This is a genomic window from uncultured Williamsia sp. (genome assembly GCF_947494875.1).
Taxonomy (GTDB): domain Bacteria; phylum Actinomycetota; class Actinomycetes; order Mycobacteriales; family Mycobacteriaceae; genus Williamsia_A.
Window position 1 is genome coordinate 1 of record NZ_CANLWM010000010.1, and the last position, 26,741, is coordinate 26,741.

Annotated in this window: 22 protein-coding genes; 2 read left to right on the forward strand and 20 right to left on the reverse strand. The window is 72.0% G+C overall.

Features of this window, described 5'->3' with window-relative positions; all coding sequences use genetic code 11:
- Positions 1 to 45: 45 nt before the first annotated feature.
- The 10 genes from Q1A98_RS20825 to Q1A98_RS20870 all read right to left on the reverse strand — a co-directional run bounded on the left by Q1A98_RS20825 (position 46) and on the right by Q1A98_RS20870 (position 11,758).
- A complete protein-coding gene (locus Q1A98_RS20825; RefSeq protein WP_299577073.1) occupies positions 46 to 861 on the reverse strand; it encodes an IS30 family transposase in 816 nt (271 codons plus the stop codon).
- 118 nt (positions 862 to 979) lie between these two features.
- Positions 980 to 1,969, reverse strand: a complete 990-nt coding sequence (locus tag Q1A98_RS20830; RefSeq protein ID WP_299577398.1) for an alpha/beta hydrolase family protein — start codon at positions 1,967 to 1,969, stop codon at positions 980 to 982.
- 145 nt (positions 1,970 to 2,114) lie between these two features.
- Positions 2,115 to 2,498: a hypothetical protein gene (locus tag Q1A98_RS20835; RefSeq protein WP_366943489.1), complete on the reverse strand. Its 384-nt coding sequence runs from the start codon at positions 2,496 to 2,498 to the stop codon at positions 2,115 to 2,117.
- A gap of 31 nt (positions 2,499 to 2,529) precedes the next feature.
- Positions 2,530 to 4,335 carry an acetyl/propionyl/methylcrotonyl-CoA carboxylase subunit alpha gene (locus Q1A98_RS20840; protein ID WP_299577075.1) on the reverse strand — a complete coding sequence of 602 codons (1,806 nt, stop codon included), beginning with the start codon at positions 4,333 to 4,335 and terminating at the stop codon, positions 2,530 to 2,532.
- 124 nt (positions 4,336 to 4,459) lie between these two features.
- Positions 4,460 to 5,878: a condensation domain-containing protein gene (locus tag Q1A98_RS20845; RefSeq protein ID WP_299577077.1), complete on the reverse strand. Its 1,419-nt coding sequence runs from the start codon at positions 5,876 to 5,878 to the stop codon at positions 4,460 to 4,462.
- Between the two features lie 25 nt (positions 5,879 to 5,903).
- Entirely contained in the window at positions 5,904 to 6,326 is a 423-nt protein-coding gene (locus Q1A98_RS20850; RefSeq protein WP_299577079.1) for a SufE family protein, read from the reverse strand.
- On the reverse strand, positions 6,323 to 7,207 hold the full coding sequence (locus Q1A98_RS20855) for a sulfurtransferase (RefSeq protein WP_299577080.1): 885 nt from the start codon (positions 7,205 to 7,207) through the stop codon (positions 6,323 to 6,325). Before Q1A98_RS20855 ends, Q1A98_RS20850 begins: the two co-directional genes overlap by 4 nt.
- Positions 7,208 to 7,336: 129 nt before the next feature.
- Complete coding sequence (locus tag Q1A98_RS20860; protein ID WP_299577082.1) at positions 7,337 to 8,725, reverse strand: condensation domain-containing protein; 1,389 nt, start codon at positions 8,723 to 8,725, stop codon at positions 7,337 to 7,339.
- On the reverse strand, positions 8,706 to 10,253 hold the full coding sequence (locus Q1A98_RS20865; RefSeq protein ID WP_299577084.1) for a condensation domain-containing protein: 1,548 nt from the start codon (positions 10,251 to 10,253) through the stop codon (positions 8,706 to 8,708). The genes Q1A98_RS20860 and Q1A98_RS20865 overlap by 20 nt, the downstream gene beginning before the upstream one ends.
- Complete coding sequence (locus Q1A98_RS20870) at positions 10,250 to 11,758, reverse strand: condensation domain-containing protein (RefSeq protein WP_299577086.1); 1,509 nt, start codon at positions 11,756 to 11,758, stop codon at positions 10,250 to 10,252. Before Q1A98_RS20870 ends, Q1A98_RS20865 begins: the two co-directional genes overlap by 4 nt.
- A gap of 433 nt (positions 11,759 to 12,191) precedes the next feature.
- Here Q1A98_RS20870 and Q1A98_RS20875 point away from each other — a divergent pair, with 433 nt between their 5' ends.
- Positions 12,192 to 13,157 carry an ATP-binding cassette domain-containing protein gene (locus Q1A98_RS20875; protein ID WP_299577402.1) on the forward strand — a complete coding sequence of 322 codons (966 nt, stop codon included), beginning with the start codon at positions 12,192 to 12,194 and terminating at the stop codon, positions 13,155 to 13,157.
- The gene (locus Q1A98_RS20880) at positions 13,154 to 13,972 is read left to right on the forward strand and encodes an ABC transporter permease (protein WP_299577088.1); all 819 of its coding nucleotides are present in this window, start codon (positions 13,154 to 13,156) and stop codon (positions 13,970 to 13,972) included. Before Q1A98_RS20875 ends, Q1A98_RS20880 begins: the two co-directional genes overlap by 4 nt.
- 45 nt (positions 13,973 to 14,017) lie before the next feature.
- Here the strand turns inward: Q1A98_RS20880 and Q1A98_RS20885 are convergent, their stop codons facing one another.
- The 10 genes from Q1A98_RS20885 to Q1A98_RS20930 all read right to left on the reverse strand — a co-directional run bounded on the left by Q1A98_RS20885 (position 14,018) and on the right by Q1A98_RS20930 (position 26,604).
- The gene (locus tag Q1A98_RS20885) at positions 14,018 to 14,899 is read right to left on the reverse strand and encodes a glycosyltransferase family 2 protein (protein WP_299577090.1); all 882 of its coding nucleotides are present in this window, start codon (positions 14,897 to 14,899) and stop codon (positions 14,018 to 14,020) included.
- A gap of 119 nt (positions 14,900 to 15,018) precedes the next feature.
- Entirely contained in the window at positions 15,019 to 16,275 is a 1,257-nt protein-coding gene (locus tag Q1A98_RS20890) for a glycosyltransferase (protein ID WP_299577092.1), read from the reverse strand.
- Between the two features lie 4 nt (positions 16,276 to 16,279).
- Complete coding sequence (locus Q1A98_RS20895) at positions 16,280 to 17,632, reverse strand: condensation domain-containing protein (RefSeq protein WP_299577094.1); 1,353 nt, start codon at positions 17,630 to 17,632, stop codon at positions 16,280 to 16,282.
- A 4-nt stretch (positions 17,633 to 17,636) separates the two neighbouring features.
- Entirely contained in the window at positions 17,637 to 19,109 is a 1,473-nt protein-coding gene (locus Q1A98_RS20900) for an acyltransferase (protein ID WP_299577096.1), read from the reverse strand.
- Positions 19,081 to 20,589 (reverse strand): condensation domain-containing protein, encoded by a 1,509-nt coding sequence (locus Q1A98_RS20905; RefSeq protein WP_299577098.1) that lies wholly within the window; start codon positions 20,587 to 20,589, stop codon positions 19,081 to 19,083. The genes Q1A98_RS20900 and Q1A98_RS20905 overlap by 29 nt, the downstream gene beginning before the upstream one ends.
- Positions 20,590 to 20,870: 281 nt before the next feature.
- Complete coding sequence (locus Q1A98_RS20910) at positions 20,871 to 21,917, reverse strand: alpha/beta hydrolase family protein (RefSeq protein WP_299577100.1); 1,047 nt, start codon at positions 21,915 to 21,917, stop codon at positions 20,871 to 20,873.
- Between the two features lie 73 nt (positions 21,918 to 21,990).
- Complete coding sequence (locus tag Q1A98_RS20915; protein WP_299577102.1) at positions 21,991 to 23,283, reverse strand: glycosyltransferase; 1,293 nt, start codon at positions 23,281 to 23,283, stop codon at positions 21,991 to 21,993.
- Between the two features lie 31 nt (positions 23,284 to 23,314).
- Positions 23,315 to 24,649 carry a hypothetical protein gene (locus Q1A98_RS20920; protein WP_299577104.1) on the reverse strand — a complete coding sequence of 445 codons (1,335 nt, stop codon included), beginning with the start codon at positions 24,647 to 24,649 and terminating at the stop codon, positions 23,315 to 23,317.
- A gap of 42 nt (positions 24,650 to 24,691) precedes the next feature.
- Positions 24,692 to 25,519: an ABC transporter permease gene (locus Q1A98_RS20925; RefSeq protein WP_299577106.1), complete on the reverse strand. Its 828-nt coding sequence runs from the start codon at positions 25,517 to 25,519 to the stop codon at positions 24,692 to 24,694.
- Complete coding sequence (locus Q1A98_RS20930; RefSeq protein WP_299577108.1) at positions 25,516 to 26,604, reverse strand: ATP-binding cassette domain-containing protein; 1,089 nt, start codon at positions 26,602 to 26,604, stop codon at positions 25,516 to 25,518. The genes Q1A98_RS20925 and Q1A98_RS20930 overlap by 4 nt, the downstream gene beginning before the upstream one ends.
- Between the last annotated feature and the right edge of the window lie 137 nt (positions 26,605 to 26,741).

Genomic DNA, 26,741 nt, shown 5'->3' on the forward strand with positions numbered 1-26,741 from the left:
CGGATACTTCCTCGGTGCCGGCACGAATCTGATCCTCTCGGGAAATCAGACCCTCCACCAGACCCGGGGCGATTCAGTTCCGATCTGGGAGGTGCCGGCGGCGCCGATGATGCAGTCACCTTCCCAATCGCCGGGCACGGCCCGATCCGCGACCTCGGGTGGGCGGTGGGCGATGAGCAACTCCCGGGGCACCAACCGTCGACCGGTGTGGGCGATCCGCGGGGCCCGCGTCGTGCGCCCACTGCGCAGTGCGGCCTTGACCTGCTTTTTCATCTCCCCGCGCGGGAAGACGTAGAGGGTTCGGTAGATCGCCTCGGGACTGATCCGCATCGCTTCATCATCCGGGTGGTCGATGCGGATCCGGATGCTGATCTGCTGCGGCGACCAATGCTGCGGCCCGGACAACGCCTCCCACACATAGGCCCACAAACGTGGATTCGTTTCGAGTTTGCGCGCCTTGGGGCGTTGCCGGCGTTCGCTCGCGCGGCGATCCGCCAACCCGGCCCGATACGCGCGGTGAACACCGGTGTTGCGGCGCAACTCGCGGCTGATCGTCGACGGCGCCCGCCCCAACTCCCGCGCGATCTGCCGCAACGGCACGCCCCGGGCGGTCTTCACCGCGATCTCGTCACGCTCATCGAGCGTCAGAAACCGAGACCGCCCATCAGCGTCGAGGAACGTGACCGGGTTCAGCTGGGTCGGCGGCATCCCCCGATACTTGCGAATCAGGTTGTAACCCGACCGACGCGAGATCCCCGCCTGCCGGGTCGCCAACTCAACACTGAACCCCCGACGCCACAACTCGTAGAAACGCGCCACCCGCTCGACCGGCAACCGCCGACCACCCAAACCATGCGCCACCAACAACCCCTCACACTCGAGGTGTTGCAACCACCCTTAGACCCCGCCCGGCGGGTTGTGGCCCACTCGGCGGCCGGTTTCGGCCCACTCGGCGGGACGGGCGGGTGGTGCGCGGCGGTCAGGCGCCGATGGCGCGGCCGATCTGTGGCCAGGAGCGATGCAGCTGGTCCTGCCAGTAGAGCCACGAATGGGTGCCCTGCGGCGGGAAGTCCGCGGTGAACGGGATCCTCAGCGCGGTGAGGCGGTCGGCGAGCTGGTGTGTGCACTGGTTCACCGCGGCCTCGATGGGGCCTCCGAGGATGATCTGCTGGTCCAGGCTGGTGCCGGGCTGGATCGACTGCGGGTTGTCGTACTTGCCGGGCAGACCCGACGAGCTGGAGATCCACAGGCTCAGTCCGCGCAGCTTGGCGGCGTTGATGATCGCGTCGTGGTCACGCCATCCCTGGCCGTTGTACGGGCCCCACATGTTCTCCGGGTTCGCGCCACCGCGGGAGGAGACGACGAGGCGGACGTAGGTCTGCCCTGCGGGACCCGCGGTCGACGCGCAGCCGCTGTAGGCGCCGACCGCCTGATAGACGCCCGGGTGCTCGATGCCGAGGTTCAGCACCGACGTCCCCGACGACGAGATCCCGGCGACGGCGTTCTTGCCCGATCCGTTCAGGGCCTTGTCGACGATGGGAGGCAGCTCGGTGCCGAGGAACGTCGACCACTTGTTGCGGCCGAGCACCGGGTCGTCGCGCTGCCAGTCGGTGTAGTAGGTGAACGCGCCGGCGTTGGGCGTCACGACGGTGACGTCCTTGTCGGCGAAGAACTGCACGACGTCGGTCTGCCGCTGCCATGTCGCGGCGTCCTCGCCGCCGCCCGCACCGTTGAGCAGGTAGAAGACCGGTCGGGGCGTGCTGCGATCGCGCGGCAGGATCACCGACAGGGGGACGTCGCGGTTCATCGCGGCCGAGTGGACGGTGATGTCGAGCCGGCGGGCGTCGACACGCGTGACCTTCACCAACTCGGACCCGTCGGCGGACCGGGCGCCGGTGGCGGGCAGGCCCGGGTCGGCACTCGCGACGGCGGTCGGGGCCAGCAGACCGGCGACCAGGGCCGCGGTCATCACGACGCCCCGCGTCGCGCGGCGCAGGCGGCGGGCACCGCCCGGGGTGGTGGAAGTGAGCACTGTCGTCCTTACTGTCACGAGAACCGCCCCCGCGGTCCGCGGTCGCCGATGCGACCCGCGTTCCGTTCGACCCGGCGAAACTCTACTCGACCACCCGCAGACCGAGCGCGCCGTCGGCGAAACGGCCGACAGCCGCGACTCCTGCGGCAAGCGCGTCGTGGGCACCATCGGCGGGCGTCGTACCGGTGCTCAGACGCGCTGTGCCCGAGGCCTCGTCGGGGACGAGCACGACGAGCGCGACCATCTCACCGGTGGTGGGCACGCACACCGCCCACGACAGCCTGGTGCCGCCACGCCATCCGTCGGCTGCCCGGGCGACGGCCTGGGCCGGTCCGTCGCCGTCGAGCACCGCGGCGTCGACGAGGGTCGCCAGCGCGGGTACGTCGGTCACACGCTCGTCGTCACGAAGGGCGCGCAGGTACCACGCACCCGCGTTGATCTCGACGGGGTCCATCGCCGCGCTCACGTCCGACGCCTCGGCGCCGGGCGCCGCGGTGTCACTTCAGTTCGAGCAGGACCGTGCCCTGGGTGACGGCCGAGCCGGGCTCGACGACGAGTCCGGTCACGACACCGTCCTTGTGGGCGGTGACCGGGTTCTCCATCTTCATCGCCTCGAGGACGACGACGAGCTCACCGGCGGAGACCTCCTGGCCCTCGGTCACCGCGACCTTCACGACGGTGCCCTGCATCGGCGCGGCGATCGCGTCGCCGGACACGGCGGTGTTGCCGCCCTTGGCGCGGGTCCGTGCCTTCGGCTTCTTGCGCTGCACACCGGCCGCGTGGCCACCGCCACCGCCGTTGGTGCTCGCGAGGGCGAGGTCACCGGGCAGCGACACCTCGACCCGCCGGCCGCCGACCTCGACGACGACGGTCTGCCGCGGTGTGGCGTCGTCCTCCTCGATGGGCTGCGCGCCGGTGTAGGGCTCGATCGGGTTGTCCCAGTCGGTCTCGATCCACTTCGTGTAGACCTCGAAGCCGTTCTCGTCGCCGATGAACGCCGGGTTGGACACGATGTGCCGGTGGAACGGGAGGACGGTGGCCAGGCCCTCGACCTCGAACTCGGCGAGCGCGCGCCGCGACCGCTCGAGCGCCTGCTCCCGGTTCTCGCCGGTGACGATGAGCTTGGCGAGCATCGAGTCGAACTGACCGCCGATGACGTCGCCGGCACGGACGCCGGAGTCGACGCGGACGCCGGGGCCGGTGGGCTCCTTGTAGACGGTGACCGGGCCGGGGGCGGGCAGGAAATTACGGCCCGCGTCCTCGCCGTTGATGCGGAACTCGAAGGAGTGCCCGCGCGGCGTCGGGTCCTCGGTGATCTCCAGAGGCAGGCCCGCCGCGATGCGGAACTGCTGGCGAACCAGGTCGAGGCCGGAGGTCTCCTCGGTGACGGGGTGTTCCACCTGCAGGCGGGTGTTCACCTCGAGGAACGAGACGAGACCATCGCTGCCGACGAGGAACTCGACGGTGCCGGCGCCGTAGTAGCCCGCCTCACGGCAGATGGCCTTGGCCGAGGAGTGGATCTTCTCGCGCTGTTCCGGGGTGAGGAACGGCGCGGGCGCCTCCTCGACGAGCTTCTGGAAGCGACGCTGCAGCGAGCAGTCGCGGGTGCCGGCGACGACGACGTTGCCGTGCTGGTCGGCGATGACCTGCGCCTCGACGTGGCGCGCCTTGTCGAGGTAGCGCTCGACGAAGCACTCGCCGCGACCGAACGCGGAGACGGCCTCGCGGGTCGCGGACTCGAACAGCTCGGGGATCTCCTCGAGGGTGTACGCGACCTTCATGCCGCGCCCGCCGCCACCGAACGCCGCCTTGATCGCGACGGGCACGCCGTGCTCCTTCGCGAACGCGACGACCTCGTCGGCGTTGGCGGCGGGATCCTTGGTGCCCGGCGCCATCGGGGCGTTCGCCTTCAGGGCGATGTGCCGCGCGGTGACCTTGTCGCCGAGGTCGCGGATGGACTGCGGGGACGGGCCGATCCAGGTGATCCCGGCGTCGATGACGGCCTGGGCGAACTCGGCGTTCTCCGAGAGGAAGCCGTAGCCGGGGTGGATCGCGTCGGCGCCGGACTTCTCGGCGGCCTCGATGATCTTCGGGATGTTGAGGTACGACTCGGCCGAGGTCTGGCCGCCGAGCGCGAACGCCTCGTCGGCGAGCTGCACGAAGATCGCGTCGGCGTCGGGCTCGGCGTACACGGCCACACTGCTCAGACCGGCGTCGCGTGCTGCGCGGATGACGCGCACGGCGATCTCACCGCGGTTCGCGACGAGGACTTTCGAGAGCACCGAACTGGCGTGACTGGGCACTTCGTCTCCTGTGTGTGCGGCGAACGGATGGGGGTACGCGCACCGTGGTCCGCGATCCCGACCAGCACCCTAACGCACCGAGCGATTGATCGGTCGACTGGTCGTCGCCGGGGTGTGCGACGTCCTACGTGGTCGGTGCGAACGTGCTGCGATCTCCCACCGCGCGCACGATCTCGCTGAACCGCACCAGGAATGCGCTCACCTCGGCATGCATCGGACCGGTTGCCGGGAAGCGGGCGGAGATACGGACACCGGACGGTGTCCGGTTCACCCAGATGTAGACCTCGTCCGACGAGTAGTTGTGACTGCGCAGCACGCGCGCCCCGCCCGCGTCGGCGGCGCCGGCGTCGGGCGCGTGGCGGGTGTCGATGAACGAGACGACGAACGACGGGGCGCCGCCGTAGCCGAGGAGCTCGGTGACCCGCAGGAGCGGGACGTCGGCGGCCACCCGGGTCGTGCGCAGCGCCCGCGTGGCCCGCTCGACGATCGCGGTGAACGATCCGGTCCCGGAGGAGTCGACGGCCACGGGTGTGACCGAGACGAACCAGCCCAGGGCGCCGAGCCACGGCCCCTCGGTGCGGGTGTGGCGTGGGGTGATGCACCGGAAGACGTCGCCGCCGCCGCGTTCGCGGTAGGCGACGGCCAGGGCGGCGACGATGCCGGCGAACAGCGATCCCCCCGCCGCCCGGCAGACGGCGGTGAACCGGTTCGCGGCGTCGTCGTCGAGCAGCTCCACCGTGACCGACGACTGGGGTGGGCCCGAGTCGACGGCCGAGACGGTGCTCTCGGACTCGACGGGGTCCGCCAGGTCGAAGCGGGGCATGTGGTGGTCGTTCGCGTCGAGGTAGTCCGCCCAGGCGCGTACCGCCGGGTGGTCGGCGTCGACGAGGTCGGCCGACCGTCGCTCCTGCGCGCTGAAGTCCACGTAGCTGCCCACCGGCGTCAGCTGCGGCTCCCGACGTTCCCGCGCCGCGTGGTACAGCTCGGTGAGCTCGTGCTGGGCGAGGATGAGGGAGTACCCGTCGAGCAGGGAGTGATCCCCGGCGAAGAGGAGCGTGAACGTCCGCTCCCGCGCCACCGTCGCGAACAGGTAGGCGGGCCACTGCAGGGGTGCGGTGGCCCGGTCGAACGAGCCGGCGAGCTGGTCGAGCAGAGGACCCGCCTCGGCGTACCAGCCGACGCGACCCATCTTCAGCCGCACCGATCCGGGTGGCGTCGTGAGCCGTTGCAGCCCTGCGTGTTTCACCACGACGTGGCTGCGCAGCACCTCGTGTCGGTCGATCCACCGCGTCAGCGCGGTGCGGATCGCCGGCACCGACATCGGCTCGTCGAACTCGATCGCCAGGCCCAGCCACGACTCCCGGCCGCCCTCGCGGCCGGTCTTCCAGCGGTGCTCCAGCGCCGCGCGCAGGTGCACCTCGTGGTTGTGCGACGTCGAGCGGGAGTCGTTCTCCCAGTGCGCGAAACCGCCGACCGTCGACGGCGACCACTCGACCAGACCTCCGGGCGCGACCGGCTGGTCCATCATCTGGATGAACTTCATCGCCGCACCGACCGATTCGCCGCGGTCAGCCGCGGGCCCGGGTGATCTGCGTCTTGACGCGGGCGAGCATGCCCGCCATCCCGCGCAGACGCAGCGGGCTCACCACCGACGCCAGACCGAGGTCGTCGTAGAAGTCCGGTGGCACGGCCAGGATCTCGTCGGCCGACGCGCCGTCGAGACCCTGGTGCAGGATCGACGCGAACCCACGGGTGGTCGGGGCCTCGGGCGGCGCGCTGAAGTGCAGCCGCACCGCGTCGGGGTCGGAGGCGTCGACGGACAGGAACACCGGCGACTGGCACTCCGGCACCGGCTCCATCGCGTCGGTGCGCAGATCCTCCGGGAGGTCCGGCAGGTCGCCGGCGAACTCGAGCAGCAGCGTCACGCGGTCGGACTCGCCGAGGGCACCGAAGTCGTCGACGATCTCCGCCAACGCGGCCGGCAGTGTCACGGCGTACCGGGCTCGTCGCCGGTGGCGATCGGTGCACGTACGGCGTTGCCCCACTCGGTCCACGATCCGTCGTAGTTGCGCACCCGACCGAAACCGAGCAGGTGCGTCAGGACGAACCAGGTGTGCGACGAGCGCTCGCCGATACGGCAGTACGCGATGGTCGGGGTGTCCGGCGACAGGTCACCGTAGATCTCGTCGAGCTCCGCCCGATTGCGGAACCGACCGTCCGGCGCCGCCGACTTCGCCCACGGGATGGACAGCGCGGTCGGGATGTGGCCACCCCGCAGGGCGCCCTCCTGCGGATAGTCCGGCATGTGGGTGCGCTCGCCGGTGTACTCCTGCGGCGAGCGCACGTCGACGAGCGGTTCGGTGCCGATCGCGCTGCGCACCTCGTCGGCGAACGCGCGGATCAGGGAGTCGTCGCGCTCGACGACGGGGTAGTCCGACCGGGGGTACTCGGGCACGTCGTAGGAGGTCTCCCGGTCCTCGGCGAACCACGCCTGCCGACCGCCGTCGAGCAGGCGGACGTCGGCGTGCCCGAACAGGGTGAACACCCACAGCGCGTAGGCGGCCCACCAGTTGCTCTTGTCGCCGTAGACGACGATGGTGTCGTCGCGCCGGATCCCCTTGCTGCGCATGAGTTCCGCGAACGCCTCGCCGTCGATGTAGTCGCGGGTCACCGGGTCGTTGAGGTGCAGGTGCCAGTCGATCTTCTGCGCGGTCGGGATGTGTCCGATGTCGTAGAGGAGGACGTCCTCGTCGGACTCGACCACCTTGAGGCCCTCGGCGCCGAGGTTCGCGCTCAGCCACTCCGTGCTCACCAGCCGTTCGGGATGGGCGTAGGCGGCGAAGGCGGGGTTCGGATCGGTCGGGACGGTCACTGCGGGCTCCGTGGGTCGTGGACGGGCCGGCGAGAGTGCCACCGGCGGTACGGGGTCGCCCGCCGCGGGCTCACGGGCTCGGCGGAGGCGACCGTAGACAGCGTAGTGCGGGGTCGGCCCGATGCGGCGTCATCCCGACGCGGGTCCGCTCGACAGGCGCGCCGTGATCGCGACGACCGCGTCGAGGAACCGTCCGACGACGCGGTGTGCGGCGGGCGTGTCGGGGAGGCGGGTCCGCAGGGCCAGCCCCTCTTCCGTGCGCGAGATCCAGATCTGGACGTCGTCGGCCCGCGTGACGTTGGAGATGTGGTGGGCGTCGAGGCCGGTGTGGTGCGCCGCGCCGGGCAGGCGTCGGTAGTCGACGTAGGACACCATGAACACGTCCGACCGGACGAAGGTGAGGCCGCCGACGGCGTCGACGACCGCTCCGATGGGGATGGCGCCGAGTCCGACCGCGGCCCGCAGGTCCGTGCCGGTCGCGGCCACGGTGTCGGCGAGGTCGCGGTGTGCCCGGACCGTCAGTGGGGCGTTCGTCGTGAACCACCCGACCGCCGTCTCGCGGCGGGCTGCGCGGCGGGTGTGCATGGGGAACAGCAGCGACAGCTCGTCGCCCAGTCCGACGTCCCGTGCGGCGTGGGCCATCGCAGCCAGGACACCGGCGAACGTCGACCCGCCGAGCGCGCGGCACGCCGCGTCGACACGGTCGGCGGCGGTGGCGTCGGCGAGCCCGCGCAGGTCCACGGCCTGGGGGGCAGTCGCGCCCGGCTCGAGCCCGAGGTCTCCGGGGAAGGACGGCGGGGTGTTGCCGTGGCGGGCGAAGAACGTGCGCCAGTCGTCCATCGCGGGGAGGGCGGCGTGGTCGCGGTCGTCGTCGGCCTCCTCCGCGCAGTGCGCCAGGAAACTGCCGACCGGACCGAGGCGAGCCGGGTCGAAAGCGCCCGGCTCGCAGCGGTAGCCCTCGTAGAGCATCCGCAGGTCGTCGACGACGACGGCGATGGACCACGCATCGACGTGGGCGTGGTCGAAGCCGCACAGGACCGTGGAGCGGTCGAGACGGTCGACGGCGGCGAAGAAGTGGTCGGGCTCGCCGAGCGGGGTGCACGCATCGGCGAGCAGGTGACGCACGGTGGCACGGGCGTCGTCCGACGTGGTGGTCTCGATCGGTGGGTCGGGGAGCAGTCGCATCCGACGTACGTCGTGGACGCGGCGCACGATCTCGACGCCGCCGTCCGGGTCGTCGCGCGCGACGAACCCGCACCGCAGCGTGTCGTGGCGTTCGACCAGCGCGGTGAACGCCCGTTCGAGGGCCTTGTGGTCCAGGGGGCCGTCGACGTCGAAAGCGCCGGCCAGGAACACCGTCTCGCCGGGCGGGGCCGTGCGCGCCCCGGCGAGGTGGAAGCGCTGGTTGAACGACGGCGGCACCGACGAGGTCACCCACGGGGCGTCGGTCAGGTCGACACGCCAGCGGGTGATCGGCCCGGGACGGGGGGTGAACCGGTCAATCGTCGTGACCCGCACGGGGGCCCACCCCCTGCCGCGGTCCCGCGGCCACCGGTCGCTTCGCCCCGACGTCGCCGGCCGGTGTACGCAGGACCCGGTCACCGGTGGCGGCGATCTCGGCGAACACCTCGCGCAGGCGACGGTGGTACGGCACGAGGCGTTCCTGGGCGGTCGGCGTGTCCGGCGTCTGCGTACCGACGTACATGCCGTGCTCGTCGCGGTTGACCCACAGCGACGCGTTGGCCGTGCGCCCCTCGCCCGTGCTCTGCATCCCGCGGTCGTAGGCGGGTGTGCCCGCGAGCGGGAACCGCCGGAAGTCGAGGTAGGACAAAAGCTGCGGCGTCACCATCGCCTCGGTGGGGTCGCCGCCGTCGGCGACCAGGGAGGCCAGGACGGTGCCGACGGGGACATACGACGCCTCCTCGCCGCGCGCGCACGCCGCACCGGCGCGCTCGACGAGGTCGGTGAACGTGCGGGCACCGTCGATGTCGATCGCCACCGGTGCGAACCGGCAGAACCACCCCTGGGCGAGGTGCACACCGGCGAGGTCGCGGTCGCCGAGGGCCGTGATGCCGAACCACGACGGTGCGCCGGTCGTCTCGTGATCGGTGGCGGCGATCGCGGCGACGACCCCCGCCGTCACGCCTGTGCCGTGCGCCCGACACACGTCGGCGAACCGCTGCGCCCCCGCCGGGTCGAGGACGTCGAACCGGATGCCGCGCACCGGTGCCGTCTCACCCGGGCCCAGCCCGAGGTCGACGGCGCACCGGGGCATCCGGTGCCCGTGCGCGCGCAGGATCTCCAGCCATCGCTGCAGCCCCGCAGAGCCGTCCCCGTGGTGGACGGCCCGGTGACGCTCGGCGTCGGCGTAGGCGATGGCCGACCCGGGTGGCGCCGTGGAGAACGGGCCCGGATCGGTGCCGTCGCGCGCGGAGAGGTAGAGGTCGGCGATCTCGGCGAGCACGAGCGCCTGCGACACCCCGTCGGTGAGCGCGTGGTCGCAGAACCAGAACAGTGTGAAGCCGCCGTCACGGACCACGGCGCCGACCCGGAAGCCGGGCCAGTCGAGCGCGGACGCGTGGTGACCGAATTCGGCGTCGACGAACTCGGTGAACCGGCGGGCGCCCACGTGACCGGCCCGTGTGGGCCCGCCCCGCACCCAGCCGTGGTCGTCGACCTCGGCGAGGTCGGTCACGGTGAACGCGACGTCGTCGGGCTCCACGAGATGACGTGTCACCACCCCGTCGGCCACGTCGAACCAGCATCGGAGTCCGTCGTGACGGATCACGAAGCGCCGCAGCGCCTCCGCGAGCGCCGTCGCGTCGAACGCCCCGTCGATCTCGGTGGCGGCGGCGAGGTACACCGCATGCCTGCCCCCACGTCGGGCCACCGCCGCGGTGCCGTGCAGGTGCCCCTCCTGCAGCAGCGACGGCGGCGTCGGATGGACCGGTGCGCGGCGACCGGCGGACACCGCCGCAGAGGTCGGCATGACGGCGACGATCGACCCGCGTGCGGGGATCCAGTGCGCCAGTCGGTCGATCATCATCGGAGGCCTCCCGGGGTCAGGGCCGCGTGCGACCGCACCGCCGACCGGCGGCGACGGTCGAGGCGGTCGGCGACGCCGAGGTCGACGGCGAGGTCGGAGATCGTCTCGTGCAGGGCGTGCAGATACCGGTGGACGGCATCGGTCGCGACGGGCGTGCTCGGGAAACGGGCCGAGACGGAGATGCCGCTCGGCGATCGCACGATCCAGAGGTAGACCTCGTCACCCGAGGTCGACGCGCCGCGCAGTGTCCGCGCGCCCCACCGGGCCCAGTCGTCCGCGCCGGGGATGCGACGGCAGTCGACGTAGGACACCACGAACCGGGGCGTGGTGTCGGAGCCGAGGAGCTCGGCCACGCGCGGGTAGGGCAGGGGTGCCAGCGGTCGTCGGCGTGTCACCTCGTCCGCCACGGCCGCCAGCCGGTCGTCGACACCCCTCGAGGTACCCGTGTCGATGTCGACGGGCACCATGCCGACGAACCATCCCATCGAGGCGCGGTGGCGCGGATCGGTGCGCGTGTGCAGCGGCATGACGAACCGCGTCCGACTCGAGCCGGACACCCGTGCCGTCGCGCCCGCGAGCGCGGTCAGCACCAGGGTCTGCATCGTGTGCCCACGGCCGCGGACGCCGGCGTTGAGGGCGTCCGCATCGCCCGCGGTCATCACCCACGACGACACCCCGCTCTGTCGTCCCTCCCGACGCGGCGAGTCGTCGTGGATCGGCAGCGGGAAGGCGGGGAACCGCCCGTCCTCGTGTCGGAGGAACTCGTGCCAGGCCCGGACGGCCGGATGATCGAGGTGCAGTGCGGCCGCGGCCGCGTGGTCGGCCACGCTGAAGTCGACGTGACTGCCGATCGGTGTGCGATCGATCGGTTCGCCGGCCAGTGCGCGACGGTAGAGGTCCTGGATCTCGCCGATCGCCAGGAGCATCGAGTAGGCGTCCATCACGGAGTGGTCCGCGCCGAACACCAGCAGGAACCGGTCGTCGCGTCGGGGGGCCGCCGTCAGGGGCGCGTGCTCGACCGCCGGTTCGGCGATCGTCGCGACCAGGCAGTGCGGCCACCGCATCGGCGACAACCGCTCGAACATGGCCACCAGGTGTTCGTGGACGCGCGTACCGGTCCGCAGACTCCCGACGACGGCGGGCGTGACGACGACGTCGTCGGCCAGCGTCCCCCGTCGTAGGTGTCCGTGCTCCTCGCGCACCGTGGTCGCGAAGACCTCGTGGCGCTGCATCCACGCCGTGAGCGCAGCCCTGAGCGCTGCCGTGTCGTGCCGGTGGGGCACCTCGAACACGGCCCCGAGCCACGATCCGGAGGGTGCATCGTCCGTTCCCGCCCGCGGGTCGAACACCTCGACGCCACGGCGGCAGTAGTCCGCGTGGATGGGGGTGAGGGGGCGGGCGTCGTCGACCCAGCCCCGGGCACCGGGGCGAGCTGCCGGGCGCGGCACCCACTCGGTGAGGACACCGCCGGTCAGCGGGTAGTCGGTCAGCTCGGTGAATTCCACTGGTGCGGACTCCATCTCGACGGGTGCAGGCGGATCGCGACACGGCCCCTCGCGGTGACGAGATCGTACGGCTGACACGGCCATACCGTTTGGTCGAGCAACGAGTGTCCTTCGTCACGGCAACGGCCGATGCGCCGCCTGTGACCACGGGGTCCAGCCATGGGCCCGACGAACCGATCACGCTGGTGTGCTGCCTGTTTCGTCCGTTCTCGCCCTGGCCGCGGACGGCTCTCCCGGGTGGTGAGGGCACGACCGATGTGAACTCCGTGTAACAGGCAGTGGCGGATCGCACACCGTTGTGGCGCTGCGGTTCTCACGCTTGCCGCGCTCGCCGCGCGCCGTGTTCGCCCTCTCGCTACGGTGTCGGTACACCGCTGTCCCGCCGTCGGTCGGTGGGCGGTCGAGACGGGAGGTCGACGCGATCGTGACACCTGTGGCCGGTGCGCCGGCGATCGAGACCTGCGGCCTCGTCAAGTGCTTCGGTGACCACCGTGCGGTCGACGGGGTCGACCTCACCGTGGCGACCGGCACCGTCTACGCCGTGCTCGGTCCGAACGGTGCAGGCAAGACCACCACCGTGCGCATGCTCGCGACGCTCACCCGGCCGACCGAGGGGAGCGCCCGCGTGTTCGGGGTCGACGTGTCGGACGATCCGCGCCGCGTGCGTCGGATGATCGGTCTCACAGGGCAATACGCCACCGTCGACGAGGGCATGACCGCGACGGAGAACCTCGTCGTGTTCGGCCGGCTGCACGGGCGGTCACGCCGCGCCGCGCGCTCCGACGCCGCGGATCTCCTCGACCGCTTCGGGTTGACGGCCGCGGCGGGGCGTCGTGTCGCGACCTTCTCGGGCGGCATGCGTCGGCGCCTCGACCTGGCGGCCAGCCTGGTCGCACGTCCCCCGTTGTTGTTCCTCGACGAGCCGACGACCGGGCTCGATCCGAGGACACGCCAGGGGATGTGGGAGACCGTGCGGGGACTCGTGGCCGACGGGACGACCGTCCTGCTGACGACGCAGTATCTCGAGGAGGCCGACCAGCTCGCCGACCGGATCGCGGTGATCGACCACGGTCGTGTGGTGGCCGAGGGGACCGCCGACGACCTCAAGGCCGCCGTCGGGACCGAACGTCTCGAGCTGACCCCGGCCGACCCCGGTGACATCACCCGCGCGATCGCCGTCGTCGGACGGCACGCCGCCGGCGCCGTACCGACCGCGGACGGACGCGCGATCGCGGTCCGTCCACCGTCCACGGCGGTGCTCGGTGCGATGCTCACCGCGGTGGCGCAGGCGGGGATCGAGGTCGCCGCGGTGTCCGTGGTGCGGCCCAGCCTCGACGACGTCTTCTTCGCCATCACCGACACCGACAGCCGTCCGGACCGGGGGGAGGACGCCGCATGACCCTGTCCGACATCGAGGAGCGGTTCGCCCCGCCGACGGTGGACGACGCCTCCGGCGCACGGGCCCGGGAGGCGGTCGCGCAGTCGATGACCCTCGCCGGACGCGGCCTCGTCCGCATCCGCCACAGCCCACACCACCTGTTCGACGTGATCGTGCTGCCGGTGGTATTCACCGTGATGTTCTCGTCGCTGTTCGGTGGGGCCATCGCCGGCGACGTCGGGGGATACCTGCCGATCCTCGTGCCCGGCGTGCTCGTGCAGGTGGTGCTCGCCGCGTCGGTGTCCACAGGTGTCCAGTTGCGCGAGGACATGAACTCCGGTGTGTACGACCGGTTCGCCTCCCTGCCGATCGCCCGCATCGCACCGCTGGCGGGGTCGCTCGTCGCCGACGCGGTGCGATACGCCGTGGCCGCGGCGGTGACCGTCGTGGTCGGTCTCGTCATGGGCTGGCGTCCGTCGTCGCCGGTCGGCGTGGTCGCGGCGTGTGTGCTCGTCGCGGTCGTCGCCTTCGCCATCAGCTGGATCTTCGCGCTGCTCGGGGTGATGCTGTCCACCGCGTCGTCGGTGCAGGGTGTCTCGATGATGGTGTTGATGCCGTTGACGTTCGTGTCGAACGCGCTCGTCCCCGTCCCGACGATGCCGGGGTGGATGCAGGCGTTCGCCGGGGTGAACCCGGTGTCGCACCTGGTGTCCGCGGTCCGCGAGATGAGCAGCGGTGTCTACAGCATGCAGATCGTCTACTCCCTGGCGGGCGCGGCGATCGTCCTCGCGGTCACCGTGCCCGTGACGGTCGCCCGCTACACCCGCCGCGACTGAGCCCGTCGACCGGGCGAGCGGGGGTCACGCGGGATCCGCAGGGGGTCAGGGCATCCCGCGCTCGTCGACGGGGGTGAGAAGAGCCCGGACGCGGAAGCCGCGGGCGTCGGGGTCCCATGCGCGGATCAACCCGAGCCGTACCACGTGCATCACGACGACCCACGGCACGTAGAGGGTCAGGGCGCCGATCCCCAGCAGGAGGCGCCGGTGCAGGAACATCGTGCGCGGCAGGCACAGCATGTACCGCGCGAACGAGATCGGCCCCGTCTGCATCCGTCGCGGCGAGACCCCGACGGTGAGATGGGGCAGGAACGCGTTGGCGCCGCCGGTCTCGGTGACGCAGAGGCCCATGTCGACGTCCTCGAAGACGTCCCGCCGCATCGCGACCCGCTCGCGGATCGCGAGCCACGCCGACCGGCGGAGGGTCATGTTGGAGCCGTAGAGCACCGCGACCGACCGGACGTCACCGGCGGTGGCGTCGCGACGGGCCACGAACGGGACGACCCGACCGACACGGTCCTTGACCCGGGCCATCGCGTCGCCGTAGGGGAGCCCGTAGGCCTCGCCGCGTCCGCAGAGCGCGCTCCACCGGCCCTCGGTGTCGTCGCGGAGGAAGGTGACGATGTCGGCGGCCCACCGGGGACCGACCATGGTGTCCGCGTCGATGCGTGCGATCGCCTCGCCGGTCGCCGCGTCCATACCGGCGTTGCGGGCGTACACGAGTCCCTGACGGTCCTCGGTGATGAGACGGACACACCGATGCCGTCGCGCGCGGGCGCGGACGACGTCGGCGGTCCCGTCGGTCGAGTTGTTGTCCACGACGACGATCTCGTGGATGTGTTCGATCTGGTCGACGAGGCGGTCGAGGCAGTCGCCGATTACCTGCTCCTCGTCGTGACAGGGGATCACCACGGACAGTGTCGGCACTGCTCGCCTCCTCCGGCTCGCCGATCCGGCGACGACCGGATCGGGTGCACAGCAACGTGATCGAGCCTAGGGGAGACGTGCGGGTGGGGCCGGATGAGAAGCGCCTCGCGTGGCCGGTGTCACTGTGCTTCGACGATGTCGGCGGCGCGCCGGACCGCCACGTCCGGCGGGATCAGTGCCTCCCCCAGCGATCCCGCACGCACCCGGCTCGCGGGAGTGCAGACGCGGGTCAGCGCGTCGCGCAGGAGCTCTGATGTGAGCGACGACAGGCGCAGGGAGACGCCGACACCCGCGCGTCGCAACGCACGACCCCACATGGGCTGATCGGCGCCGAGCCAGCACGCCACCGCGGGGATCCCTGCGCGCAGGGCGGCCGCGGTGGTCCCCGCGCCCCCGTGGTGCACGGCGGCCACGCAGCGCGGCAGCACCGACGCGTGGTCGACCGACGGCACGACGCGGACGCGGTCGTCGTCGTCGGCGGGTGTGAATGCGCCGCCCCAGCCGGACGCGACGAGGACGCGGTGGCCGACGGTGCCGTCGAGGACCGCGGTGCGCAGCCGGTCCGGGTCGGCCACCGACATGCTGCCGAACCCGACGTACACGGGCGGCGGTCCGGCGTCGATCCAGGCGTCGAGGTCGGCGTCGGCGTCGCTGTCGCCCAACGCATCCGCGGTCGTGGCGTCCACCGACAGGAACCCGACCAGCGGTCGACGTGGTCCCCACTCGTCGGCGAGGCCGGGGAACAGGGCGGGGTCGTAGGCCTGCACCTCGGGGATCCCGTGCGCGGCGATCCTGGTGGCGGTCGGACGGTGTGCGGCGGGCAGCCCGACCGCGGCGCGCAACCGGTTCTCGTCGCGGCGCGAGGTCTGCCACAGTGCCTGCTCCACCAGAGCCCACGAGGCCGCGACGAGCGGCGCCGGCAGATCGCCGCGCGGTGGCGCGATCACGGCCGCGATCCGGTTCCGGCGCAGTGGGCACAGGTGCACCGGGACGTGCGGGAGATCGTGTGCCTCGGCGACGGCGAGGGCCCGTTCCTGTCCGACGCTGCCCGCGACGAGCACGTCGGCGCCCGCCACGGTCGCCAGCAGGTCGTCGAGGGCCCGACGGTCCCCGGAGCGGGCGATCGCCGCGACAGCGCGCATGCGGCGCAGTGGGCTCGCGGTCCGGAGGTCGCGGGTCACGGTGTCGGACCGCAGCAGCGCGGCGGTGTCGATCCCGCAGGGCACGGTGTCGACCCCGGCGGCCCGCGCGAGGTCGACGAGGTTCGGCGGGACGGCCATCGTGACCGAGTGGCCCCGGGCGGCGAGTTCCACCGCCAGCGCGACGCCGGGCTGCACGTCGCCGCGACTGCCCGAGAACGCCGCGACGACGCGCATGGCCTCAGACGGACGCGGTGGCCGCGTCCGATGCCGTGGGTACGGCTGCCCGCGCGCGTGCGACGAGGTCGTCGACGACGGAGGTGATGAGCGGCGCGGCGGTGCCGGTGTCGGGGAACCGGGCCCGGACGCTGATGCCGTCGTCGTCACGCCAGAACCACAGCTGCAGGTCGTCGGCACGGCCGTCGCTGGAGATGTGTCGCGCGTGCAGCGCCGGGAGGCGCGCGAACCGCCGGTAGTCGAGGTAGGACACCATGAAGACGTCGTGCCGGGGCTTGCGCAGCAGGTGACCGAATCGGCTGTACACGGTGGTGAGGTCGACGGCGGCCAACGGCAGGGCGTCGGTGACGGCCGCGGTCGCCGCGCGCAGGACCCGCTCGGGATCGGTGGGCTCGTGGGGACCGGCGTCGACGACCACCGGTGCGTTGGCGACGCACCACCCGACGGCCCGCGAGGAGTCGCCCTCCGTGCGGGTGTGGATGGGGAGCACGACCGGGAGGCGGTCGGGGCCGCCGTGGTCCCGGGTCGCCTGGGCCAGTGACGTGAGCAGCATCGGATAGGTGCGGACCCGCCGCCGCGTGCCGGACTCGGTGTGGGCGTCCGCCTCGGCACGTGACAACACCTGGGTGACGTGGATCCGGGACGGGGCGAACTCACCGGGGACGACCCCGAGGTCGAGTGGGTAGTCCGGCACGGTGTGGTCGGTGGCGGCGAGGAAGTCGGCCCAGCCCCGCACCCCGGGATCGTCGTCTCCGGGCTCGTCCACGGTCGCGGTCGCGAGATGGTCGAGGAAGCTGCCGGCGGCGGGGAGGGGGTCGCCGGTGTACGCGGCGACGAGGTCCTCGGCGATGACGGCGAGGGAGTGGGCGTCGACGTAGCAGTGGTCGAACGCGCAGACCACGGTGCTCACGTCGGTGGACTCGATCACCGCGAGCACGTGTGAGGCGGGGGTGAGCGCCGTGCACCCGGCGACGGCGGCCGCGAGCTCGTCACGGATCGCACGCTCGTCGACGGTGTGGACGGTCCCCACCGGCTGCAGGGAGATCGCACCGCGCTCGTGGACGCGGCGCCGCGGGGAGCCGTCGGCGTCGAGGACGAAGTGCGACCGCAGGACCTCGTGGTGATCGACGACGGCGACGAACGCCGCGACGAGCCGGTCGGGATCGACTGCTGCGGTGGGCAGCTGGGCCGTCACGGCGAGCCACCCGGACCCGCCCGCGCGGACGGCCTCGAGATGGAACCGCTCGTTCTCCGACGGTCCCACCGTGTGGGGTACACCGTCGCCGGCGGCCACGGCCCCCCATCGCCGGATGCGGCCGCCGGGGATCCTCAGATTGGCCAGAGTGGTGAGCAGCACGGGCTCACGGTACCTGTGCGCCAACGTGTTCCGGGCACCGCACCGGCGCGGGGACCCGCGCGTACGACGTGAGCTCGGCCACCAGGCTGCGGTGCAGGGCGGCGATCGACCTCCGCGCGACGGGGTTGTCCGGGACGTGCGACAGCAGGCGCAGACCGTCGTCGTTGCGGTTGATCCAGAGGTTGGCGTTGCGTGTGCGGCCCACGCCGGGCATCACCCGTCCGGCGACGATCTCGGGCGCGTTCGGGTCGGCCAGTCGCCGGAAGTCGAGATAGGACACCATCTGCGGGCTCGAAGCGTCGGGGACGAAGTCCCCGGACGCGGCGAGCACCGCGAGGACCCCGTGTACCGGTCGGTCGATGTGGTCGCGGGCGTGACGGAGCTGCTGGGCGGCCGCGCGGACCAGGTCGTCGGGGTCTCCCGCGTCCGCGTCGAGGGCGATCGGCGCGAAGGTGCACATCCACCCCTGCGTGCCGGGGAGAGCCGGGTCGCGGGTCGAGAGCACCGTCGAGGTGAAGTAGCGACGTTCGCCGGTGACGTGCCACTGGGCTCGGGCGAGCGTGGCGAACAGTGCGGCGCTGAGTGACCCGCCTGCGGCGCGTGCGCGGCTCTCGCAGGCCGCAGCGGTCGCGGCGTCGACGAGGGGCTCATCGATGGCGACCGCCGGGGCCGGGTCGGGACCGTCGAGACCGATGTCGAGCGCGGTGCGGGGGACGGTGCGGCCGTTCTCGGCGAGCACGGTGCGCCAGTGCCGCACCAGGGGGTCGTCTGCCGTGACGGCCGCTGCGCGGCGTACCTCGTCGGCGACGTGCGCGAGATGGCTGCCCGCGGGTCGCAACTCGGGTTCGGTGCCGGTCACGTGGGCCCGGAACCGGACCACGATCTCCTGCAGCGCCTCGATTGCGGCGGATCCGTCGGTGTGTGAGTGGTCGAACGTCACGTGCAGGGCGAACGACGACCCCGCGTCGACGGCGCCGACGCTCCAGCCCGGGATGCGGTCGTGGGTGGCGTCGCGGTCGATCCGGTGGTGCAGCACGTCCACCAGCGCCTCGTGGTCGCGCGGAGCCGATTCCCTGCGGGTGGTCAGGGTGATGGCCTCGGCCGGGGTCAGATACCGGGTGAGGGCACCGTCGTCGCCGACGACGAACCGACTGCGCAGCTCGTCGTGTGCGCGGGCGAAGTCGGTGAGAGCTCGTGCCATGGCCTCGGCGTCGAGCGGCAGGGACACCTCGGTGGTGACGGTCACGACCGCGCGGTGCGATCCGCCCGCCAGCCGCCGGGCGTGTGCCGCGCGGAGATGGTCCTGCTGCAGGAACGACGGACCCACGTCACTGACGACCCCCGCCGCGTACGTGGCGTCCTCGTCGGCGGGTGTCCACCAGACGAGCTCACCGAGCGCGGGTCGCCAGTCGGTGAGCGCGCCGGCGATCACGTCGGCTGCGCCTGGGTCACGCGGCGCCCGTCGATCCCGGCTCACCCGCGCCGACGGTCCGCTGCGGCGCGGCGAAGGTCGTGTCGCCGCGCTCGACCACCTCGAGCAGCACCTGCTCGAAGGCCCGCAGGAAGCGGTGCACCCGCGTCCCGCCCGGGTGGGTGCTGGGGAACCGTGCGGACAGGTTCGTGCCGGTGTTGATGCGGTTGATCCAGAAGTAGACCTCGTCCGACGACCGCGTGGCGCTGCGCAGAACCCGGGCGTCCATCGAGTCCCACGCGTCGGCACCCTCGGCGCCGCGCAGGTCGATGTAGGAGACGACGAACTGGGGCGGTGTGCGGTGTCCGATCAGCTCGGCGATCGGATGGAACGGCACGGTGCCGAGTTCCTTGTGCTCCCGCGACGACTCGGCGACGGCACCGATGGCCTCGCCGAAGGTGCCGGCGGCGCCGGGTCGCAGGTGCATCGGCACCAGCCCGACGAACCACCCCGCGGCCTCACCCCACTGGAGCTCGGTGCGGGTGTGGACCGGGCTGATGAACCGCAGGTCGGAGCATCCGGTGACCCGCTGATTGGCGATGCAGAGCGCCGTGTGGATGCCGGCCTGCATGTTGGCCCCGAGGGCCTTGCAGGCGCGGTTGAACCGGTCGGTCTGCTCCGGGTCGAGCAGCCATCGGGACAGGCTCGACTGGTACGGCGGCGGCGTGTCCTCCGCGGGGGCGTCGACGACCTCGGCGTCGGGCGCGACGGGGAACGCCGGCATCGGGTCGGGCTGGCTCGCGCACGACGTGTCGGAGCGGGGCGAGAGGAACTGGGCCCAGCGGGCGACCTCGGCCGTCTCGCGGCCCAGACGCGACCCGTGGTCGCGCTCGGCGTGCGAGAAGTCGAGGTAGCTGCCGAACACCCCGAGCGAGTCGTCCTGCCCGGTCAGCGCGGCCTCGTAGAGACGCGTGAGCTCCTTGATCGCGAAGACCTGGGTGTAGGCGTCCATGACGGTGTGGTCGGCGCCGAAGACCAGGAGGAACGAGTCGGAGTCGTCGGTGGGCTCGACCGTGACGACCAGGCAGTGCGGCCACCGCAGCGGGTTGATCCGGGTGTTGAAGATGTGGTCGATGCGCAGGTAGACGCGCGTGCTGCTGGACGGTTCGGCGTCACGTCGGGCGATCACCTCGACCTTGTCCGCGGCGATGATGCGGCGGGTGAACTCGTCCTCCAGCGCGGGCTCGCCCTCCGCGACGTGCTGTGTGTGCTCGAGCGCCGAGCGGAAGGCCTCGTGGCGGGCGTACCAGCGACGGAGCGTGGTGGCCATCGCGTCCCGGTCGAGTCGGTGGCCGATGCGGAACGCCGTGCCGATCCACTCGCTGTGCCAGTCGTCGCCGACCTCGACGGCGCGGCGCGCGTGCTCGAGATGGGCGTAGGACAGGCGCCGGTCGTCGACGGTCCAGTCGTGCTCGTCGGCGGTGGGAGTCCACTCCGTGACCACCCCGGCAGGAAGGGGGTAGTCGGCGAGTTCGGTGTATTCCATCGACGATCTCCTCAGGACTCGGGACAACCGGGTGGAGCTGGAGGGGAGTGTGCAGACCCGCGAGCGGCATTGCCGGCGGTCGGGCGAGTGGTGCCCGGGTATGCAAACGGTAACGCCTTCGACACATTTTTTCGCGTCGGAGACAATGTTTAGCAGGTCAAACTCTTGCTACACAACACGTTCCGGATATCTCGCATCGCCATGCGCTGCGCATTTGTGGAATGTCACGACCCGAGATCCACTCGCGACGAAAACGGGATTCGCGGTGCTGGGAATCGGCCTTATCGGGCGATACCGAGTCCGCGCGCCACCGTCGGCCAACTGCGGTGCAGCTGGTCCTGCCAGTACGGCCACGAATGAGAGCCGCGCGGCTCGAAGTCGAAGGTGGCGGGGATCCGGCGTGCGGCCAGCGTGTCGGCGAGGCGGTGCGTGCAGAAGTTCGCGCCGGCCTCGATGCCACCGCCCACGATCAGCCGGTCGGCGGGGTTGGTGTTGCCGGGGTAGTTCGGCGCCTCGTAGGGCCCCGGCAGTCCGCTGCCGACCGACACGTACACGGTGGTGCCCCGCAGGCCCTCGGCGTGGAGCAGGACGTCGTGGGCGGCCCACGCCGGGTCGGACGGCGGGCCCCACATGTTGTCGGCGTTGCCGCCGAACGCGGCCACGATCGCCCGTGGCACCGATTGCGACGCGAGGTCCGCGGTCGAGTAACACCCGCTGAACGACGAGACCGAGCGGAAGAAGCCGGGCTTGCGCGCGGCGAGCATCAGCGCGGACCCGGCGCCCATCGAGAGGCCGCCGATGCCCCGGATCCCGTTGCCGGAGAACCGCTCCTCGAGCAGGGGCGGGAGTTCCTTGGTCAGGAACGTCTCCCACTTGTAGCGGCCGAGCTTGGGGTCGTCGCGGTACCAGTCGGTGTAGAAGCTGCCGTTGCCGGCGAGCGGCAGCGCGACCGTCACGTTCTTGTCGCGGAAGAAGGTCGCCGCATCGGTCTTGCGCAGCCACATGCTGTTGGTCGGGTCCTCCTCGCCGAGGCCGCTGAGCATCGTCAGCGTGGGGCGGGGGCCGCGATCGACGGCGGGCACGAGCACCTGCACCTTGATCGTCTTCGCCATCGACGGGGCGTAGACGTACACGCCGTACTGGGTCGGCCCCTCGGACTCGACGCGCTCGATGGTGGGCACCGAGGGAGTGGCGTTGGCCACACCGAGCGCGGGGGCGGCACCGATCAACGCGGTCGCGACGGCGGTGAGTGTGACGAGTCTGCGAACCGGTGTGGTGAACGAGCGGTGAATTCCACGGGAAGCACGGAATCCGACTGTGAAGGGCATTGATGTCCTTGTCGTGGGAGGTCGGGCCACAGTTTCGCACACGCCTGTGAAATCGGCGACAGGACCGAACAATTCACAATCGTGACCCCGCGGTTCCGTCCGTGATGTCCGCTGCGCGTCCGACGGAATCACGCACATCGATCATTTCAGCGGCAAATGACCGTGCGGAATTCGTGCAGGTGTCCGTCAGCGCGGTCGCGAGGGCGGCACGCAACCGCGGTGCGTCGCCGAGCGCGCGGACGGGCAGCGTCGCTCCTAGACCGCGCTCGGCGACGATGCGCCCCCACAGCGGTTGATCGGCGCTGAACGATGCGATGATCATCGGTGTCCCCGCGCGCAGACAGGCCGCGGTGGTGCCGGCGCCGCCGTGGTGGATCGCGACGACGCAGCGGGGCAACACCCGGCGATGGTCGACCGCGTCGGTCACGCGGACCTCGACGGCGGGGCCGGCCGCGGCGACGGCGTCGCGCGCCGCGGGGCCGTTCGGACCGGCACACAGCAGGACTCGTCGCCCGTGGGGCGCGATCGCGTCGAGCAGATGTCCGTACGACGCCACCGGGTCCCGCAGCGGCATGCTGCCGAACCCGACGTAGACCGGTGGGTCGCCGTCGTCGATCCAATCGTCGATCTCGGTCGCTCCGACACGGGCCTCCGGGGTGTCGTCGACGAGATCGACGAACCCGACGAGCGGCCTCAGATCGCCCCATTCGTCGGCGAGCTCGCCGACGAGGCCCGGCTCGTAGGCCTGGATCTCGGGGAGCCCGGCAGCGGCCAGCCGGCCGCCGAGGGGACCGTCCGCCGGGCGCATGCCGAGTCGTCCGCGCAACGCGTCGTCGGCCCCGCGCGCCGAGGACCGCCAGTAAAACCGGTCGACGGCCCACCACATGGCCCCGGTGAGACGTCCCGGGGGGATCGCCTGCAGGGGACCCAGCGGCACACGCATCGCGCGGTTCGGCCGGATGGGGCAGAAGTGGACCGGGGTGAAGCGGGCCCCGTGGTGCTCGGCGACGGTGGCGCCGCGTTCCTGGCCGAGCGGTCCGGTCACGACGACGTCGGCGCCGTCGGCCATCTCGAGCAGCCGGTCGTCCATGGTCGCCGCCCCGAACTCGGCGACCTCGCGGATGGCCCGTGATCGGGTCCGCGGGTCGCGGGACCTCAGATCCCGGGCGACCACCGGCGAGGCGAGCAGGTCTGCGGTGTCCGGCGCGAACTCCCGGGCATCGACACCACACGATCGCGCCAGCGGCAGCAGGTTCACCGGGACGCCGACGACCACGTCGTGGTCCCGGCGTCGCAGCTCACGCGCCAGCGCGAGAAGGGGTTGGACGTCGCCGCGGCTGCCGTTCGCCGCGACGGTGACCTTCACCGTCCCACCCGCCACGACGACGGGTGCCGGCTCACCACGGCCGGCCCTCGAGGTCGCGACGACGCAGTTCGGCGAGCACCGCCGCGTCGAGGCGGTCGGGACCGAGCCCGTCGGGATCGAGGCCGACCACCGACAGCGTGGTGGTGCCGGCGGCGTCGTTGACCCACGCCGCGAGGCCACCGCGCAGAGACCGCAGACGGGCGGTGGTGATCGACTGCGTCGTCGAGCGCGTGACCACACCGTTCGCGCGAGCGGGGTCGCCGAGACCCGCGACCGTCGGGTCGACCCGTCCCAGGCTCGACGCGAGCGCCAACGGTGTCGTGGCGCCGCGGCTCAGCGCGGCGACCGCGCGGTCGCCGAGGGCCTGCATGACGGGCTGCAGCCGGACGAAGGTGGTGGGCCGACTCGTGCGGGCGGTGTAGACCTCCTTCGCCAGCCGCCGGATGGTGGCCAGGTCGCCGTCGAGCGCTGCGGCGGCGGGGACGTCCAGCGACAGGCCGACCGTCGCGTTGGCGCGGACGTCGTCGGGTTCCCGGGTCGACATCGGCACCGAGACCCGCACGATGTCGTCCCGGTCGGCCCGGCCGGCCGCGACCACGAGGCCGACGACCACGGCGATGAACAGGGCGTTCGACGATCCGCCGCCCTGTGCGGCGACCCGGTCCCAGTCGTCGGTGTCGACGCTGACGACCGAGAACGGTGCGAGGGTGGGTCCGCGCTCGGGCGCCTCCGCAGGCAACGCGCGCGACGACGCAGCGGTCACGGCGCCGGTGGCGGCAGGGGCGGATCCGCCGGAGACCCGGTCACGCACGATCGCCGCGGCCGACCCGGCGATCGTCACCGAGCGGCCCAGCGCCTCCCGCGCCTGGTCGACGGGTGAGGGAGTGGCGGCCGTGAAGGAGTGGTCGTCGTCGGTGAGCGCCTCGGTGAACGCGGTCACCGCCGCGGCCCCGTCCCCGACGGCGTGCGACAGGCAGACCGACACCAGTGCACCGGCCCCCGCGATCGGTGCGGCGCGCACCTCCCAGACCGGGCCCCGCGTCAGGTCGAACGGTCTCGCCGCCGCGGCGTCGATCCACCCGACGACCTCGCCGGCCGGGATCGGCGACGCGTCGACGTGCACCCCGCCGGTCGCGGCGCCGCCGGGCACCCAGTGGTCGCGCACGAGCGGGACCCGACTGCGCCGCAGCAGCCGGGCGAGGCGTCCCCGTGTGAGGCGCTCGGCGAAGCGGTCGAGTTCGTCGGGGGAGGGCAGTTCCCGCAGCCGCCAGACCATCTGGTTGACCACGGGGACACCGAGCGCGGCGTCCATCCGGATGAACAGGTCGTCGTCGACGGTGGTGCGCAGCACGCGTGTCACTGCCATCGACCCCTCTCGCTCGTCACCTGGCGCCGCCGACGGGGCGGCTCACAACCTTCTCAGGTAGATCCTCACAGTCGCGGGCGCCAGCACCGCGATCAGCACCACCGAGCCGAGCAGCGACCACCCGAGGTGCTCGTCGACCCGACCGTGCGCCGCGAGCAGGCGGACCGCCGAGATCAGTTGTGACAGCGGGTTGATCTCGGTGACCGTCTGCATCCACGACGGCATGGTGTCCGGCGGCACGAAGGCGTTCGACATGAAGCCCAGCACCGTGAGGATGAGTGCCGAGAACCCCTGCACGGCTGACGCTTTCGACAGCAGCACACCCATCAGGGCGAACAACCAGCTCAGCGCGAAGGCGGAGAAGATCACCAGCACGATCGCCGCCAGGGTGCCCGGGACGCTGCCCGGCCGGTAGCCCATCACCAGGCCGACGGTGAGCGTCAGGCAGGCGGCGATGAGGTAGCGGAGGTTGGCCGCGACCAGCGACCCCGACAGCGGGGCGATACGGGCGATCGGCAGCGACACGAACCGGTCGAAGACGCCCTTGTCCATGTCCTCGCGCAGCTGGATCCCGACGACGACGGTGGAGGTGGTGACCACGTTGACGAGCACGCCGGGGATGAGGATCGGTAGGTAATCGCTGACGCCCCCGGCGATCACGCCGCCGAAGATGCTCGCGAACATCACCGTGAAGACCACCGGCACGATCGTCACGTCGACGAGCAACTGCGGGTTGTGCTTGAACTTCAACAGCCCCCGGCGGGCCATCGTCATCGTGTCGCGGACCGCCTTGGTGAGCGTGATGCGATCGACGACCTCCGCCATCGGGATGTCGACGAACGCCGGTGTCCTGGTCTCGGCGGTGCTCATGCCGGCCTCGACTCGTCGGTGAGGGCGAGGAACACGTCGTCGAGAGACGGTGTGTGGACAGCGAACTCGCCGACCCCGACCCGCTCGGCGGCCAGCGCGGCGATCACCTCGGCGGCTCGTGCGGAGTGCGGCACCGGTCCGCTGAGCGAGCCGGTGCGGGTGTCGACGTCGATCGGTGCGTGGAGCAGGGCCCGCATCGTCGACGCCGCGTGCTCGGTCTGGCGGGGGTCGAGCAGACGGATCGTCAGCGAGAAGTCGCCGACCGACCGCTTGAGGGTCTCCGGGGTGCCCCGGCCCACGACGCGGCCGTGGTCGATGACGACGAGCTGGTCGGCGAGCGCATCGGCCTCGTCGAGGTACTGCGTGGTGAGCACCACCGTGGTGCCCGAGTCGACGACGGATCGGACGATGTCCCACAGCTGGGTCCGGGTCCGGGGATCCAGGCCGGTGGTCGGCTCGTCCAGGAACAGCAGCGCCGGACGACGGATCATGCTGGCGGCCAGGTCGAGTCGCCGGCGCATACCGCCCGAGTAGGACCGGATGGCGCGGTCGCCGGCCTCGGTGAGACCGAACTGGTCGACGAGTTCGCTCGCGCGGCTCCGCGCGGCACGGCCCCGCAGGCCGAGCAGGCGGCCGAAGATCTCGAGGTTCTCGCGCCCGGTGAGGTCCTCGTCCACCGAGGCGTACTGGCCGGTGAGCGCGATGATGCTGCGGACCGCGGTGGCGTCGGCGACGACGTCGCGACCGAGCACCGTGACCCGGCCGGACGTGGGTCGCAGCAGCGTCGCCAGCATCCGCACGGTTGTGGTCTTGCCGGCGCCGTTCGGGCCGAGGAGCCCGCAGACCGTGCCCGCGGGCACGGTGAAGTCGACGTCGTCGACGACACGTCGGCCGTCGAACTCCCGGGTCAACCCGGACACCTCGACGGCCGCGGTCGTGGAGCGGCGGGCCCGGGGAGTGGCCGGGATCGACCCGAGGGGCGGTGCCCACGGCGCGACGGCGACGCCGTCGTCGGCCGGGTCGGGCCGCGCGTGTCGTCCGACCCGAGGCGCGCTCAGGACGGCCTTGTTCGAGGTCAAGGTCATCGGTGGTCCCCCCAGGGCCTGTGGTGTGACGCGATCAGGCTAGCGGCACGGGTCCCGGAACGTGGCGCCGCGTCGCCGTTCGTCGTCCGCCGATCTCCTCGGCGCAGGTCCGCGACGCGGAAAGGACTGTGGCGGGC